Raw genomic sequence first — 15281 nt, forward strand, 5'->3', positions numbered from 1 at the left:
GGACCGGTCAACCGGCTCCGCCCCTCGTTGTTTGTCCAAGTCTTTTGAGAGGAAGTAGTTCCGTGGCCCGCTTCGTAGACCGGGTGGTGATCCACGCTGCCGCCGGCAACGGGGGCAACGGTTGTGCTTCAGTGCACCGCGAGAAGTTCAAGCCGCTCGGCGGCCCGGACGGCGGCAACGGGGGCAGTGGCGGCAGCGTCATCCTCGTCGTCGACTCGCAGGTGCACACCCTGCTGGACTTCCACTTCCGCCCGCACGCCTCCGCCACCAACGGCAAGGCCGGTGCCGGTGCGCACCGCGACGGCGCGAACGGTGATGACCTGATCCTGCGCGTGCCGGACGGCACCGTGGTGATGACCGAGGCCGGCGAGATCGTCGCCGACCTCGTCGGTGAGGGCACCCAGCTCATCGCGGCGTCCGGTGGCCGTGGCGGTCTGGGCAACGCCTCGCTCGCGTCCAAGGCCCGCAAGGCGCCCGGTTTCGCGTTGCTCGGTGAGCCGGGCGAGACGCGCGATCTGGTGCTGGAGCTCAAGTCCGTCGCGGACGTGGGCCTGCTCGGCTTCCCGTCGGCGGGCAAGTCGTCGCTGATCTCCGTGCTGTCCGCCGCGAAGCCGAAGATCGCCGACTACCCGTTCACGACGCTGGTCCCGAACCTCGGCGTGATCACCGCGGGCGAGACCATCTTCACGATGGCGGACGTCCCCGGCCTGATCCCCGGTGCGTCGCAGGGCAAGGGCCTCGGCCTCGACTTCCTGCGCCACATCGAGCGCACCGCCGTGCTCGCGCACGTCGTCGACTGCGCCACGTACGAGCCGGGCCGCGACCCGATCGCCGACATCGACGCGCTGGAGAAGGAACTCTCCGAGTACACCCCGGCGCTCGGCGGCAACTTCGAGGACCGCCCGCGCGTGGTGATCCTCAACAAGGTCGACATCCCCGACGCCCAGGACCTCGCCGACATCGTCCGCCCGGAGATCGAGGCCCGCGGCCTGCCGGTCTTCGAGGTGTCGACGGTGTCCCGCCAGGGCCTGCGGGAGCTGTCGTTCAAGCTGGCCGAGGTCGTCCGCGAGTACCGCGAGGCCCAGCCGAAGAAGGAATCGACCCGAATCGTGCTGCGGCCGACCGCCGTGGACGACCAGGGCTTCACCGTGACCGAGGACCCCTCGGTCGAGGGTGGCTTCATCGTGCGGGGCGAACGCCCGGAGCGCTGGATCCGCCAGACCGACTTCTCCAACGACGAAGCCGTCGGTTACCTCGCGGACCGCCTGAACAGGCTGGGCGTCGAGGACAAGCTCGTGAAGATGGGCGCCATTCCCGGCTGCCAGGTCACCATCGGCGACCTGGTGTTCGACTGGGAGCCGACCACGCCGGCCGGCATCGCGATGACGATGTCACCGACCGGCCGTGGCACGGATGCCCGTCTCGAGCGCAACGACCGCATCGGCGCCCACGAGCGCAAGGCCCTGAAGAAGGCTCGCCGCGCGCCCGGTGACTACGGCGACGACTTCGACGAGGAGTAAATCCGTGACGGCCCCCGTGGTCTCACAAGCTCGGCAGGCGGTCGCTTCGGCGCACCGCATCGTGGTCAAGGTCGGTTCTTCCTCTTTGACCACAGCGGAAGGTGGCCTCGACCCGGCGCGTCTCGACGCGCTGGTCGACGCCCTCGCCGCCCGTTCCGCGGCAGGCAGTCAGGTGGTGCTCGTGTCGTCGGGCGCGATCGCCGCGGGCCTGGCGCCGTTGAAGATCTCCCGCCGCCCGCGCGACCTCGCCACCCAGCAGGCCGCGGCGAGCGTCGGTCAGCTCACCCTCGCGCACGCCTACGCGAACTCGTTCGGCCGCTACGGCCTGACGGTCGGCCAGGTCCTGCTGACCGCCGACGACGTGGTGCGCCGAGCCCACTACCGCAACGCGCAGCGCACGTTCGACCGGCTGCTGGCCCTCGGCGCCGTTCCGGTGGTGAACGAGAACGACACCGTGGCCACCGAGGAGATCCGCTTCGGCGACAACGACCGGCTGGCCGCGCTGGTGGCTCACCTGGTCGGCGCCGACGCGTTGTTCCTGCTTTCCGACGTGGACGCCCTCTACTCGGGTGACCCGCGCAAGCCGGGTTCCGTGCGCATCGCCGAGGTCGCGTCGGCGTCCGACGTGGACGGCGTGAACGCCACCGCTCCCGGCGCGTCCGGTCTGGGCACCGGCGGCATGGCCTCGAAGCTCGCCGCCGCCCGCCTGGCGTCGGCGGCGGGCATCCCGGTGCTGCTCACCGGCGCCACCGAGGCAGGCCGCGCCCTGACCACCGCCGACGTCGGAACCGCTTTCGCCGCAACGGGTTCCCGCCTCACCGCCCGCCGCTTCTGGCTCGGGTACGCCACCGACGCCAACGGCCGCCTGCACCTCGACGACGGCGCGGTCGCCGCCGTCGTGGGCCGCCGCCGGTCGTTGCTCGCGGCCGGGATCACCGGTGTGGACGGCGACTTCGAGGCGGGCGACGTGGTCGAGCTGGTCAGCCTCGCGGGCGAGGTCGTGGCCCGCGGTGTGGTCGGCTACGACTCGGCGGAGCTGCCGTCGTTGATCGGCCGCAAGAGCCACGACCTGGCCCTGGAACACCGCCGCGAGGTCGTGCACGCGGACGACCTGGTGCCGCTGACTAGGTGAGCTCGACGCCCTTCGTCTCCGGCAGGGTCAGCACCACGAGGAACGTGATCACCGCGCTGACCGCCACGTACCAGAAGAAGACGGTGCCGCCCACGGCCTGGATGACCAGCGGGGCGGTGCCGCCGAACACGGCGACGGTCAGGTTGTACCAAGCCCCGATGCCGAGCCCGCGCAGTTCCGTCGGGAACAGCTCGCTCATGATCGCGGGCGCGATCGACGTGAGCGCGGTGTAGAGCGCGAGTCCCACGGCGAACACGACCACGAGGTTCGCCAGGCCGGGTTTGACCAGCGTGGACAACGGCACCACCAGCAACGCCATCGCCGCCGACCACACGAGCATCTGAGGTTTGCGGCCGTAGCGGTCCGCCGTCCAGCCCATCGGGTACTGCAACGCGATGAACACCACCGTGCCGATCGACAACGCCAGGAACACGTCGATGTCGTTGGCGCCCTTGGTCTTCACGGCGAACGGCGTCAGCGCGGAGAAGAACGTGTAGAAGCTCAGCGTCGACAGCAGCGTGACGCCGATGATCTGCCCGACGGCCTTCGGGTGCTCCCTGATCGTCATCAGCAGCGGGCTGCGCAGCTTCTCGGCCTTGGCCTTGTTGTCCTCGAACTGGTCGGTCTCCTTGAGCTCGCGCCGCAGCCACAGCCCGATCAGGCCGAGCACCCCGCCGATCAGGAACGGCACGCGCCAGCCGTAGGAGGCCATCGCCGCCTTGTCGAGGTTGCGCGACAGGAAGAACCCGAGCAGCGACGCGATCAGCACCGCCGCGCCGGTCGAGATGTAGAAGAACGACGAGTAGCGGCCGCGGTGGCTCGCCGGCGCGATCTCGGCGAGGTACGCCGACGCGTTCGAGACCTCGCCGCCGAGCGCCATGCCCTGGGCGATCCGCGCCAGCACCAGCAGCGCCGGGGACAGCCAGCCGACCTGTTCGAACGTCGGCAGCAGCCCGATCACCACCGAGCCGCCGGACATCAGCACGATCGTCAGCAACATCGCCGTGCGGCGGCCTTTGAGGTCCGCGAACCGGCCGAGCAGGTAGCCGCCGAGCGGGCGGAAGAAGAAGGCGAGCGCGAACGTCGCGAAGGTGCTCAGCAGCGCCGCGGTCTCGTTGCCCGACGGGAAGATCTGGGTGGCGAAGTAGATGCTGAACGCCGTGTAGATGCCCCAGTCGTACCACTCCACCGCGTTGCCGGCGCTTGAGGCGACGAGCGTCCGCACGGGCAGTTGATGCTTCTCCGATGTAACCGCCATGCATGCACCCAATCACACACGGCGACGAATTGGGGCGTATGTCACAACCGGATCGTTGGTCAGGAAGTCGACGATCATCGCGTTGCACAGCGCGGGTTTCTCGTGCAGCAGCCCGTGTGACGTGCCCGGGACGACCGCGAGTTCGGCGTTCGGCAGCGCGCGGTACATGGACGTGGCGTGCTCCAGTCGCACCTCGTCGTCGTCGCCGATCATGATGAGCGTGCGGTTGGTCAGCTTGCTCAGGTCCGTTTCGGACACCGCTGGCGAACGGTGGTGCATGGGCGTGAGTTCCGTTGCCGGGTCCCAGCCTTCGTGGTGGTAGACGCCGCACACGACCACAAGCCGTTGCACGAGGTCTGGGCGCATGAGGGCGGTCAGCAGGCCCACGGTCGCGCCGTCGCTGCACCCGAGGAGGTGGGCGGGCCCGACGCGTTCGAGGAATCTGATGGTCTCGCCGGCCATCTCGGTGTGGTCCTGAGTGGCCTGGTCGACGCGATGCGGTGCGTGCAACGCGAAGTCCGCGAGCGCGTCGTACTGCGGCCCGAACGCCGAGGGGTCCGCGCCGCCGGGGTGCAGGAGCACGAGTGAGTCAGCCATGTGCGAGTAGACCTCTCTCGTCGTCGATACTCATCGCCGTGCGATCTATTGGTTTGGTGACGTTGGTGGTCCGCGACTACGACGAGGCGATCCGCTTCTACGTGGACGGACTCGGGTTCACGCTGGTCGAGGACACTCCGCAGGGCGACAAGCGGTGGGTCGTGGTGTCGGCGGGTGGGGGTGCGTCGCTGCTGCTGGCCCAGGCTGGCACGGATGAGCAGCGAGCACGAGCAGGCGACCAGACCGGTGGCCGTGTCGGGTTCTTCCTCACGACTGACGACTTCGACCGGGATCACGCCCGGATGTCCACTTTCGGCGTGCGCTTCCTGGAGACGCCCCGCGAGGAGGTCTACGGGAAGGTCGCCGTGTTCGAGGACCTCTACGGCAACCGCTGGGACCTGCTTCAGCCCGCCCGCGCCTGACCGGGGGACACCCCGACGATCCGCTTGAACGCCCGGCTGAACGCGGCCTCGGACTCGTAGCCGAGGCCGCGGGCGACCTCGCTCACCGTGCTGTCGCGGTCTTTGAGGCGGTTCATCGCGACGTGCATGCGCCACCTCGTGACGTACCGCATGGCCGGTTCGCCGACGAGTTCGGTGAACCGCGCCGCGAACGCCGACCGCGACATCGCCGTCTGGTGCGCCAGCCGTTCGACGGTCCACGGCTGCGCGGGATCGCGGTGGATGAGGGCGAGCGCCTGCCCGATCTGCTGGTCCTGCAACGCTCCCAGCCACCCGGTGCGCGCCGCCGGGTCGTTCGCGAGCCACGACCGGATCGTCTGGATCACCAGCACGTCCGCCAGCCGCGTGATGACCGCCTCGCCACCGGGCCGCACCGCCTTCGACTCGGCGGCGATGAGCTCGATGGTGGCGCGCATGTCGTCGGCGCGCCGCACGTACAGCACGCTCGGCAGCACGGTGACGAGGTGCTTCGCCGCCGGGTGGTCGAACCGGACCGCGCCGCACACGAGGTGCGTCACCGCGCCGCCCCCGCCGTACCGCAGGATCGCGTAGTTCTCGGTCTCGAACTCGTGCGGCAGCGTCGTGACGACCGGCGTCTCCGCGCCCTCGCCGTGGAACAGCCGGTGCTGCTGCCCGCCCGGCACGAGCAGCACGTCGCCGGGTTCGAGCCCGATGACCTGGCCGTCGACCTCGACGTTGCACTGCCCGCTGGTGAGGACGTGGAACCACAGGCAGTCGCCCATGTCGGGCATCGTCGCGCCCCACGGCTCGGTGAGCTCGTTGCGGCAGTAGAAGGTGCCGGACATCCTCAACAGGTGCAGTGCCTCGCCCAGCGCGTCCGTCATGCTCCTCAGTCTGGACGAACGAGCAAGCCTGCGCGATGAATTGTCATTGAGAGTCCTGCTCCTGCGCGCCACAGTTGTCGCCATGGGGACAACCACACTGATCGCCACCGCCGCGACAGGCCTGATGGCAGGCGTGTTCTTCGCCTTCTCCGTCGCCGTCATGCCCGGTCTCGCCGACCTGCCGCCCGCCGACGCCCGTGCCGCCATGCGCCGCATCAACGTGCGCATCCAGAACCCGGTGTTCCTGCTGCTCTTCCTCGGCACCGCCGTGCTGTGCGCCGTCGAGGTCTTCCAGGGCAGGGTCGTCGGCGGCCTGCTCTACGTCGTCGGCAGCTTCCTGCTCACCATGGTCGTCAACGTGCCGATGAACAACCGCCTGGAACGCACCGACGACGCCTACTGGCCCACCTACCTGCGCACGTGGACGCTCTGGAACCACGTCCGCGCCGTCGCCTGCCTGGCCTCGACGGTCACCCTGCCACTCGGATTCTGAGGCCGTTCTTCGGCCGCATCGCCGCGAGCCCGGTCGGCGTCAGACGCTGGGGGAGCAGCTCGGGCTTCGGCTGCTCCAGCAATACCTTCAGCATCACCGTGAGCTCGGTCGTAGCGAGCCCGGCCCCGACGCACCGGTGTGGCCCACCACCGAACGGCAGGAACTCGTGCGGCGCCGGCTTGGTCTCCCACCGATCCGGGTCGAACGTGAGCGGATCCGCGAACACCTCGGCACTCCGATGCGTCACGTAAGGGCTGTACAGCAGGAACGTGCCCTGCCTGATCCTCTTCCCGGCGAACTCGAACTCCTGCGCCGCCACCCGCGCCGACACCACGGCAGGCGGGTACAGCCGCAGCGTCTCGTTGACGACGTTCGCCAGGAACTCGTCGTCCTCCCGAGCCCGCTCCCACACCCCGTTGTGCCGCAACAGGTTGAACACGGCCCACGCCATCGCACCACTGGTCGTCTCGTACCCGGCCGCGATCAGCGTGACGATCTGGTCGCGCACCTCCAGATCACTGAGCCCGTCCCCCTGCACCAGCGCGGTCAGCACGTCCCCGGCCGCCTCACCCTGCCGAGTCCCCTCGATGGCCTGGTACACCCTCGCGTCCACGGCCCTGCGCGCCCGCATCGCGTTGCGCCAAGCAGGAGCCCGCAGCGTCCTGAGCAAGGTGACCACCGTCGGGTTCCGGTCGATCAGGTTGATCAACACCTGCAGGTGCGCCCCGAAGAAGTCCGAGTCCCGAGCCAGCTCCTCACCGAACAACGCGTGAATCGTGCTGCGCCGAATGGCCCGCCGGAACTCCTGGTAGGCGTCCACGACCTCACCGGCCCGCCACCCCGCGACCGCAGCCTCGGCATTGGCCCGCATCACCGGCACGTACCCGGCGATCTGCCGATGCGCCAACGCGGGCTGCACAACCCGCCGCCGTCGCTTGTGGTCCTCCCCGTCGCTCACGATCAACGACGTGGGCCCGTCCACCGGCACCAACGACTGGAACGCCCGCTCCACCTCGAACAACTCGGAGTGCGCGAACACGAACCGGTTCGCCTCCGGCCCGAGCAGATAGGTGTAGGGCCCCATCCGCACGACCGGCCCGAACCGCCGGTGCAGCGCCAGGAGCACATCGGCCTGCCGGTACCGCACCACGTCCGGAATCATGGCGACGACAGTGCCACACCGCACCGCGCGAATACGCTGGCTGGGGCCGGTTCATCTCGCGCGGCCTTAACCAGTGCTGGATCGCCCGGCGGCATGCCAAGATCATCGGGTTCAAAGGGGGGCCATGACAGAGCTGCCGCTGGTGTTCGGCGAGTCTGACGACGCCTTGGAACTGGTGCGGGCGAAGCTGTACCGCCTGGATCCGAACGGTGATCGGACCGCATCGGTGCTGAGGGAAACCCTCGACCAGCTTTACGACGGTCAGCGGACCGGCAGGTGGGACTTCCGGCAACTGCACAAGACTGAGAAGACCCACATGGGCACCCTGGTTGAGATCAACCTGCATCGTGAGTTCGAGTTCGACGACGGTACCGCGACTGATTACGAGATCGCTGGGGTTCAGGTCGACTGCAAATTCTCGATGACCCAAGGAGCCTGGATGTTGCCGCCTGAGTCGATCGGGCACATCTGCTTGGTGCTCTGGGCCAGCGACCAATCGAGTGCCTGGTCCGCTGGACTCGTCAGGGTGGAGTTTCCGCTCCTCGGCCCCCCGAACCGTGACGGCAAGCGGCGGCTCACGCAGGAGGGGCGTGACAAGGTTGTGCGGCTATGGCCCGATCACGGCGTACTGGACGAGAATCTCCTCCTGCACATCGCGGATGACGTGCGGGACCGAATCTTCTCGGCGAAGGCTGTTCGCGGTAGCAAGCACGGTCAGGCACGGGTTAACGAACTGTTCCGGCAGGTCCAAGGGCGTCTCATCGGGCGTGCGGTTCTCGCGACTGTGGCGCAGCAGGACGATTTCATGAAGCGCGCCAGGGGGTCGGGAGGTGCGCGATCTCTTCTCCGTCCCGAGGGGATCGTCATCCTCGGGCACCAGGACAACGACCCGCGGGTGGCCGCGAGCCTCGGGTTGCCAGTGCCGCGCAAGGGGCAGGTCGTAGCCGCACGGGTCGTGCCGGTGCAACTGGATGACGCACGGCAGAAAGCTGAGATACAAGGTGAGCTGTGGGCTGTCGCGACCGCCGCTGAGCCCGCCGCCATGGCTCCTGACATCCCTCGCCGCTCAACTGATTAGCAGCTGCCTGCGCGTGATCCACATCGTTGTCAGGGCTCCCAACTATTGTCGAACCCATGTTCGACTCGACCAAGTGTGCCCACGTCGGCCGCAGCTGTGTCCTTCAGGTCCTCGTGCTCCAGGCATCGCAGCACTCGTCAGCCAGCGGCAGCGAGCGCATCGGTGACGGTTCTGTGTCGCTTGATGTCCCGCTTTCGCCTTGGAGTCCAGCATCACTCGTTCGTCGTAGGCTGACAACCGCGAGCGGGGGTGTCTCAGAAGCAGCCACCGATGAAGACAGTGACCAGCCTTGCTGTGAAGACGACGTCGGGCTTGATCCTGACTCCGTCGTTCAGCGGCGCTGGAAACCGGCCGCTTACCTGTGTTCGCTACCGGGCGGCGCCCCCGCATTTATCAGACAAGTGACAGAGCCTCATGCGCAGGTTGGGTACGGCTACCGGCTGTCGGTGGACGATACTGCACCGCGTTGCTTGTCTGATCACCTTTGGGCGCGAAAGGGGTGCTCGTGCAGAGTCTCGAAGTAGTGGAGATCTGTGCTGGCGCAGGCGGTCAGGCACTTGGCCTTGAGAAGGCGGGCTTCAAGCATCGGCTGGCGGTTGAGCTGGACGTGAACGCCTCGGCGACCCTGCGTAAGAACCTCAGGTCAGACGTAGTGGCAACTGGGGACGTCGCAGACCCCTCGGTGTGGGCGCCCATGGAACACATCGGCGTCTCGTTGCTTGCCGGCGGCGTGCCATGCCCTCCCTTCAGTATCGCGGGCAAGCAGTTGGGCGCCAACGATGAACGCGACCTGTTCGCTTGGGCCGTAGAACTTTGTGACGTGGTGATGCCACGTGCGCTGATGCTTGAGAACGTCCGGGGCCTCAGCATGCCCCGGTTTGCTGGGTACCGTCAGCACGTCCTGGACCGGCTCACGGACATGGGATATGTGGCGGAGTGGCGCTTGCTGCAGGCATCAGACTTCGGGGTTCCGCAGCTCAGACCGCGGTTCGTGCTCGTTGCGCTGCAGAACAAGTACGCGCCGTACTTCGCCTGGCCGGAGCCAGCCGGTGCGGCGCCGACGGTGGGGGAGACGCTCAAGGACCTCATGGCCGCTGACGGCTGGGAGGGCGCTGAGGAGTGGGCTGCAAAGGCGAACGGAATCGCTCCCACGATTGTCGGAGGCTCCAAGAAACACGGCGGTGCAGACCTAGGCCCGACACGGGCGAAACGCGCGTGGGCGGAGCTCGGTGTCGATGCGATGGGCGTTGCCGACGCACCGCCGCAGCCCGGGGATCAGTTCAAGGTCGGCCCGAAGCTGACCTGCGAGATGGTCGCCCGGATTCAGGGCTGGCACGACGGTGAGTGGATCTTCGAAGGCCGCAAGACCTCCCGGTATCGTCAGATCGGTAACGCGTTCCCTCCGCCGGTTGCTGAAGCCATCGGGCGACGCATCAAGGCGGCGCTGAACATGGAAGGTGAAATCCGGGATCGGAAGATCCAAACCGACCAGAACCCGCTCTACCGGGCGTTGAGGGAATCAGGCGAGTACATGACTCACCGGCAGTTGGAGAAGGCTGTCGGGCGGACTCTTCAGACCTATGAGTTGGAGCGCGCCATCGCCGACCTCCGCCGTGACTTCGAGGTCGAGACCAGGGATGGATCATCGATCGCGTACAAGCTCGGTTCGATCAAGGCGTTCACTGGTCAGGACGACCATCTTCGTCACGAGTTGTTCATGAAGCATCGCGCGAAGATCAGCTAGTTGCTGTGGGTTCGCTCCAGCAAGCTTACCGGAGCGAACCCACAGTCCGAGCGGTAGGTCTAGCCTTCGCCGAGGACTGCCTTCAGGTCTTTTTCCGCCACGGGCTTGAAGCCCTTCTTCTTTGCGGTTTTCAAGATAATTGAGTTGATCATCCCGTGGTCCAGATCCAGCGACTTGAGGCAGTAGTACTCGATGTCGTTCGCCTTGTAGCTGGTGACCGCCATGCCCAACTCGCGCAGTTCACGTGTTCGGCGTTCGGTGTGGACCGAGTCGCCTGTCACTACTCGGAGAAGGGCAGCCTCCACGTTCTGGCCCATGCGCTGGAACAGGATGCTGAACAACTCCTCGTGAACCCGGAATCCGTACGGCACGCTCAGGTAGCTCTCGGGGAGCCGGTCGCCGTACCACAGCTGCATCTGCTCAGCGAGCTGGTCGCGTAGCTGGTGGAACTCTTCGCATCGCTCCGGAAGGCTCGTCCTGATGAACGCCTGCATGGACTCGGCAAGTAGACGTTTCGCGTATAGGTACGTGTCGAGCAGGTCCTGGCTTGACGAAGTGCCGCTGCGGAGCTGGCGTGCAAGATCTTCCACGGCTTCCGTGGTGTCCGGCTTCAGCCGGTTCCAGTCGTCGTGGGGACGCCGAGATGCGGTCAAGCTAATGGCCTTTCTGCGTGGATTGTCATGAAAGGTCGGGCGGGTACTTGAGCACGTGCACATCTTCGCCGGCGTCCTGCACCGCTTGGAGATCTCCCAGCCACTCCCGGAGGAATTGAGTTCCTTGCTCATCCACGGTGCCGGATCGCATGAAAGTCACCTTGTTGCCAAGCTTTACCCTGGGGTTGTAGCCAGCAATTTTGCTGTTCAGATTGCTCTGCAGATCGAGACCGGCGGCGAAGCGCCGGATGTCGGAAACAAAGTCCAGCACGGTCACCCTGTCTTTGCCAGGGGCGAGGCGCAGACCCCTGCCAAGCTGCTGCACGAAGATGCGTCGGCTGTGGGTCACTCGCTGAAAGACGACGATGTTGACGTCAGGTACATCGACGCCTTCGTTCAGGATGTCGACCGCGCACAGCGCGCCAGTGCGACCCTCCGCGAAGTCCCAAAGAACCCGGCTTCTGGTAGGAACGTCGACGGAACGTCCGTCGCTAGTTCGGGAAGCGATTACATCTGACCGCGTGAATCCCAGTGCATTGATACGAGCAGACATTCGCTCTGCGTGGTCGATCGTGCCGCAGAAAATGATTGCGCGGGGTTGAGGCACCTCGCGCCAAGCGTCGGCGAGCCGTTCCACCACGGCGTCGTCCCACTCCTCAATGAAGATCGTCCGGTTGATTCCGCGCGGCGTGAGGGTGACGTCTGCGCCGTGCAGGCCCTGAGCCAGCTTGTCCCAGTTGATGTTGTCGGTGAACATGCGGTAGTCGACGTTGGCCAGGTAACCCTCGCGCAGGCCTCGCACGAGATCGATGTCAACGACTGGGTAGTCGAACCACTGCTGGAGCGTTTTGCCATCCGGTCGCCACGGCGTTGCCGTCATGCCCACGAGAAACGCGCCGCCGTTCCCGGCTGACAACTCGCCCAGGACGGCGTCGTAGGTTCCTGTGCCGAGGTGGTGGCACTCGTCCACGATGACCAGCTTGAAATCTGGCAGCTCGCGTCCTTGCGCTACGTATGACGCAACACTGTCCACGCATGCGAACACCACGTCGAGGTCGGCGAGTGTTGCGGAGCCAGGACGTTCGTGGCCGTTCCAGACGCCTGTCGCGGCAGACGCGGGAAGCATCGGCCAGAAGGATCGCTCAAGCTGGTACACGAGCTCGTTGCGATGCGCCAGGACAAGGACCTTCGCTCCCGGTCGCAAGGAGACGAAGCGCCGATAGAACTCGGCCGCGACGAAGGTCTTGCCGAGACCGGTGGCGAGCACGACGAGTGCGCTCCGTGAGCCGTTGACGAGTTCCGTCATGATCCGGTCTACTGCCTGGTCCTGGTATGACCGCAACTGAAACCGATCCTGCGAACGCTGAGACAGTGGAGCAGCGGGAACGAGTTCAGCCTGCCTGAGCAAGGCGCTCCGATCCCAGAGCTGCAGCGGGATTCCCTTTGCGGCCAAGGCGTTCTGTTGTCCGCGTACGCTGGCCTCGAAGCCGTTGAGACTGACTACGACCGGGATGTCGGCTTGATATCGCCGACACGCCTCGATCGTCTCATCTACAACCGCTGGGCCGATGGCTGTTTTCCAGCGCTTGACCTGGAACAGCCATCGGCGGTTGTTCAACGTGCCGATGACATCTGCTCCACCGTCTCCGGAGGCGCCGACGCGTTGAACGCCTTCATAGCCCTTGGCGATGAGCAGGCGTTCCACCGTCCGTTCGAACGCTCTCCAGCCCGATCCCGCCAGGTGGAGAGCTACGGCGATCCGCTGAGTCATGGCGAGAGCTTGCCGTTCAAGAACTCCGCGGCTGCCCGCGCCCGGATGACTAGCAGTTGCTCAGGTTGTTCATAGCGGAGGTAAGAGGCGCAGTCCTCCAGGCAACGCAGGTACTTGATCTTCAACTCTTCTTGCAGCTTCTCGGAAACGACTAGGCCGAGCAGAGCGCCTTCGGGCCAGGGCTCGCTCCAGACTTTGCCGTTGAACCACTCTTGCGGGTGCCGCCCGAAGAACGCGGCCAGTGCGTCACGGCTGCAGTACTTCAAATACGCACCTGACTTGAGCCGTTCGATCTCCCGGAGATCCACGCCTGCGCTGATCATTTCATTCGCCATCATGCGTTGCTGGCCAACGTCGAGATCGTCGTAGAAGTCTGGGGCTTGCGAGATGTCCAGTACCCGCTCGGTGATCTCGGCGAACAGGCGTTTGATGTCGTCCCGAACTGAGTCCGGGTTGTCGACCACGGTGTCCCCCCAACCCTGCACGAGCAGGTCACTTGTCAGCACGGCGACGGTGTGACCTGGTTTGCCCTGCAGTCGCGGATGCAGCGCGTAGACGTACTGGGCCGCTTCGGAAGCGATCAGGTACTCGGGCCGGAGACCGTTGCTGGTGAACACGTCGTGGTTCAGGTCCGCGTAGATCGTCAAACTGCCGGGCTTGTGGGCGGTTATCAGAGGCACTGGCGGCCGGCCATGTGCCGCGACGATCGGACGGTGGGACGAGTGCACGAAGATGTCAATCGGATTGGTCTTCGTGCCATTGGCCAAGGTGATGCTCAGTCCGCGGATGCCAAGTTCTTCCCGCAGATCCGACTCGAGGCGGAGCACCTCGGGGCTTGCGGGATGTGGCGCTCCTGCCAGAGTGCCGCAAGTGCCGCAGCGCTCGGTATCAGCCCTGTTCTCCTGCTCGCAGAAGACACAATGCCATGGGTGAAGCACCTGCACCGTCTGATCCGCGCCGCACACCGGGCACGTGTCAGCTGACTTGAGGATTCTTTCCTTGCAGTCGTCGTTGTGGCACGGCTTCCCGATCAGAACTGCAGCGCAGCTGCCGCAGGTCTCCGCGTCGCTGACGTTCTGAAATCCGCAAAGCGAACACTCGGGCAGCGCCTCGATCGGGGGCTCGGAGGCAGATTCGACCAGTTCCCACCATTTGGAGTCGTCGTAGAAACCAGGTTCTTTGTTCAAAAACCGCTCGTAGTAATCCTCCTCAATTTCTCTCGGGATTCTCGAGGCCTTCTTCTTCAGGGTGTCATATCGGCCCATGTACATGTCAGCGGTGCCAAAATTTCGTACCTTGCGGTACCCCTGAAAGAGCCTGGAGACCGGTGAGTCGTTCTGGTCTTCGCCTAGCCACTTGCTGGGGAGTAGCGAGTCGCCGCGGAGAAATCCCATGGCCGTCTGCCACTCGTCGGTGGCCTGCTGAAAATGCTGCTTCTGAAAGTCGACGGGTACGTGATCGAGGTGAATCTCGCCTACGATCCTGCCGTACTGCTGGTCGATTGGGTACTCGCGCTCCCGATGGCCAGTTGTTTTGTCGGCATGCTCGAAGAAGGAGTCCTTCTCGGCCTCCCGGATCGCCCGCCCGTTCCGGATGAGATCGATACCGAACTTGTCTTTGTCGTCAAAGCGCTGGATGCCGAGCCAGCCGTGAACGCGCTGAGACAACTCGCGGCTCTCGGTGCCGCCGCAACGAGGGCAGCTGCTGTGTCCGTCGAAGTCGGCGCCATCGTGTGTGCATCTACGAGAACTGCCAAGTTCCTCGTCAATGCTTATCCGTGCAGGGATCTGACCGTGGCCGGTGCGCTGGACGAAACGGGTTTCCGACCAAGTGCAGTGTTCGAACGCAGTGCAAGCCGCGCCGTTGACGGTGATCTTGACAGGCTGCCGGTGATCTCCGCGGATGAGTGTGGCGTAACGCCTTCCGATTCGTTCGCGCAGGGTACGTTTGGGCATCTTGGCCACGTCTCGGATGAAACCTGCGTTCTGGTCGCCTGGGGGCCACCAGCTGCGGACCTCGACGATGGTGCCGTGTTCAAGGCCGGCTGGCTTGTCGACTAGTTCGGCGTTGACCGCGAACTTGTTCGACTTGACTAGCGCGTCCAGGTCGAGAACGACCTCCACTGCCTTCTCGTCGCCTGGGCGCGCGGAGATGACTCGCGTAATTCGCCCAAGCTTTCCTGTTGCAATGTTGAACCCCATGCCGAACAGGCCGAGCGTGTCGAACGGGTTCTTAGTCGAGAAGCCCGCCTGCATAGCGTGGCCGATTTGCTCCGCAGTTAAGCCGGCACCTGTGTCGCGTACGCGGATCAGGCCCTCTCCGCGATCAACCTGCGTCAGGCCCGGAACGTCGATGACGACGTGCCGGACCTGTGACCGTATGCCTTGAACCTCGGCAGCGTGAAATGAGTCGACGGCATTATCGATAAGTTCACTGATGGCGTCGATTGGAGTGATCGGTGTGCGTGTCAGTGCGATCAGGACCTGAGTCGTCGGCGTGATGTCAAGGAGCTTGTGCGGCATCTCCGGAAGGTCCTAACGAGGTGGCGGGTGTATCACGGCGAAGGC

Annotated in this window: 13 protein-coding genes; 6 read left to right on the plus strand and 7 right to left on the minus strand. The window is 65.5% G+C overall.

Annotated elements, in window-relative coordinates; translation table 11 throughout:
* Window positions 1-62: 62 nt before the first annotated feature.
* Both obgE and proB read left to right on the plus strand, forming a co-directional pair.
* Entirely contained in the window at window positions 63-1520 is a 1458-nt protein-coding gene (gene obgE / locus ACFWNN_RS36225) for a GTPase ObgE (protein WP_382444462.1), read from the plus strand.
* 4 nt (window positions 1521-1524) lie between these two features.
* Window positions 1525-2652 (plus strand): glutamate 5-kinase, encoded by a 1128-nt coding sequence (gene proB / locus ACFWNN_RS36230; RefSeq protein WP_382444463.1) that lies wholly within the window; start codon window positions 1525-1527, stop codon window positions 2650-2652.
* Here the strand turns inward: proB and ACFWNN_RS36235 are convergent.
* Together ACFWNN_RS36235 and ACFWNN_RS36240 are read right to left on the minus strand one after the other, a co-directional pair.
* The gene (locus ACFWNN_RS36235) at window positions 2645-3910 is read right to left on the minus strand and encodes an MFS transporter (RefSeq protein WP_382444464.1); all 1266 of its coding nucleotides are present in this window, start codon (window positions 3908-3910) and stop codon (window positions 2645-2647) included. The two genes, proB and ACFWNN_RS36235, sit on opposite strands and share 8 nt — an antisense overlap.
* Window positions 3911-3922: 12 nt before the next feature.
* Entirely contained in the window at window positions 3923-4507 is a 585-nt protein-coding gene (locus ACFWNN_RS36240) for an alpha/beta fold hydrolase (protein ID WP_382444465.1), read from the minus strand.
* 53 nt (window positions 4508-4560) lie between these two features.
* Here ACFWNN_RS36240 and ACFWNN_RS36245 point away from each other — a divergent pair, with 53 nt between their 5' ends.
* The gene (locus ACFWNN_RS36245; RefSeq protein WP_382444493.1) at window positions 4561-4929 is read left to right on the plus strand and encodes a VOC family protein; all 369 of its coding nucleotides are present in this window, start codon (window positions 4561-4563) and stop codon (window positions 4927-4929) included.
* On the opposite strand, the gene ACFWNN_RS36250 is transcribed toward ACFWNN_RS36245, so the two are convergent.
* Window positions 4911-5813, minus strand: coding sequence for an AraC family transcriptional regulator (locus ACFWNN_RS36250; protein WP_382444466.1), 903 nt, complete (start codon window positions 5811-5813; stop codon window positions 4911-4913). The two genes, ACFWNN_RS36245 and ACFWNN_RS36250, sit on opposite strands and share 19 nt — an antisense overlap.
* Window positions 5814-5895: 82 nt before the next feature.
* Between ACFWNN_RS36250 and ACFWNN_RS36255 the strand changes: the two genes are divergently transcribed.
* Window positions 5896-6306: a DUF1772 domain-containing protein gene (locus tag ACFWNN_RS36255; RefSeq protein ID WP_382444467.1), complete on the plus strand. Its 411-nt coding sequence runs from the start codon at window positions 5896-5898 to the stop codon at window positions 6304-6306.
* On the opposite strand, the gene ACFWNN_RS36260 is transcribed toward ACFWNN_RS36255, so the two are convergent.
* Complete coding sequence (locus ACFWNN_RS36260; RefSeq protein WP_382444468.1) at window positions 6284-7468, minus strand: cytochrome P450; 1185 nt, start codon at window positions 7466-7468, stop codon at window positions 6284-6286. The genes ACFWNN_RS36255 and ACFWNN_RS36260 overlap by 23 nt on opposite strands.
* 124 nt (window positions 7469-7592) lie before the next feature.
* Between ACFWNN_RS36260 and ACFWNN_RS36265 the strand changes: the two genes are divergently transcribed.
* The gene (locus ACFWNN_RS36265; RefSeq protein WP_382444469.1) at window positions 7593-8546 is read left to right on the plus strand and encodes a NaeI family type II restriction endonuclease; all 954 of its coding nucleotides are present in this window, start codon (window positions 7593-7595) and stop codon (window positions 8544-8546) included.
* Between the two features lie 505 nt (window positions 8547-9051).
* Window positions 9052-10290 (plus strand): DNA cytosine methyltransferase, encoded by a 1239-nt coding sequence (locus ACFWNN_RS36270; RefSeq protein WP_382444470.1) that lies wholly within the window; start codon window positions 9052-9054, stop codon window positions 10288-10290.
* A gap of 59 nt (window positions 10291-10349) precedes the next feature.
* Here ACFWNN_RS36270 and ACFWNN_RS36275 read toward each other — a convergent pair whose 3' ends face one another.
* From ACFWNN_RS36275 to ACFWNN_RS36285, 3 genes are read right to left on the minus strand one after another with little or no spacing between them, the layout of a single operon-like run.
* Complete coding sequence (locus ACFWNN_RS36275) at window positions 10350-10943, minus strand: hypothetical protein (protein ID WP_382444471.1); 594 nt, start codon at window positions 10941-10943, stop codon at window positions 10350-10352.
* 25 nt (window positions 10944-10968) lie between these two features.
* A complete protein-coding gene (locus ACFWNN_RS36280) occupies window positions 10969-12714 on the minus strand; it encodes a DEAD/DEAH box helicase family protein (protein ID WP_382444472.1) in 1746 nt (581 codons plus the stop codon).
* Window positions 12711-15236, minus strand: a complete 2526-nt coding sequence (locus ACFWNN_RS36285; protein ID WP_382444473.1) for an ATP-binding protein — start codon at window positions 15234-15236, stop codon at window positions 12711-12713. The genes ACFWNN_RS36280 and ACFWNN_RS36285 overlap by 4 nt, the downstream gene beginning before the upstream one ends.
* Window positions 15237-15281 lie beyond the last annotated feature (45 nt).

The organism is Lentzea sp. NPDC058450, from assembly GCF_042721395.1.
Lineage (GTDB): Bacteria > Actinomycetota > Actinomycetes > Mycobacteriales > Pseudonocardiaceae > Lentzea.

What these genes read in the sequence shown, in the direction of transcription:
- ACFWNN_RS36235 (WP_382444464.1), bottom strand. Translation starts at nt 3,910, where the DNA reads ATGGCGGTTACATCGGAGAAGCATCAACTGCCCGTGCGGACGCTCGTC.
- ACFWNN_RS36240 (WP_382444465.1), bottom strand. Translation starts at nt 4,507, where the DNA reads ATGGCTGACTCACTCGTGCTCCTGCACCCCGGCGGCGCGGACCCCTCG.
- ACFWNN_RS36250 (WP_382444466.1), bottom strand. Translation starts at nt 5,813, where the DNA reads ATGACGGACGCGCTGGGCGAGGCACTGCACCTGTTGAGGATGTCCGGC.
- ACFWNN_RS36255 (WP_382444467.1), top strand. Translation starts at nt 5,896, where the DNA reads ATGGGGACAACCACACTGATCGCCACCGCCGCGACAGGCCTGATGGCA.
- ACFWNN_RS36260 (WP_382444468.1), bottom strand. Translation starts at nt 7,468, where the DNA reads ATGATTCCGGACGTGGTGCGGTACCGGCAGGCCGATGTGCTCCTGGCG.
- ACFWNN_RS36265 (WP_382444469.1), top strand. Translation starts at nt 7,593, where the DNA reads ATGACAGAGCTGCCGCTGGTGTTCGGCGAGTCTGACGACGCCTTGGAA.
- ACFWNN_RS36280 (WP_382444472.1), bottom strand. Translation starts at nt 12,714, where the DNA reads ATGACTCAGCGGATCGCCGTAGCTCTCCACCTGGCGGGATCGGGCTGG.
- ACFWNN_RS36285 (WP_382444473.1), bottom strand. Translation starts at nt 15,236, where the DNA reads ATGCCGCACAAGCTCCTTGACATCACGCCGACGACTCAGGTCCTGATC.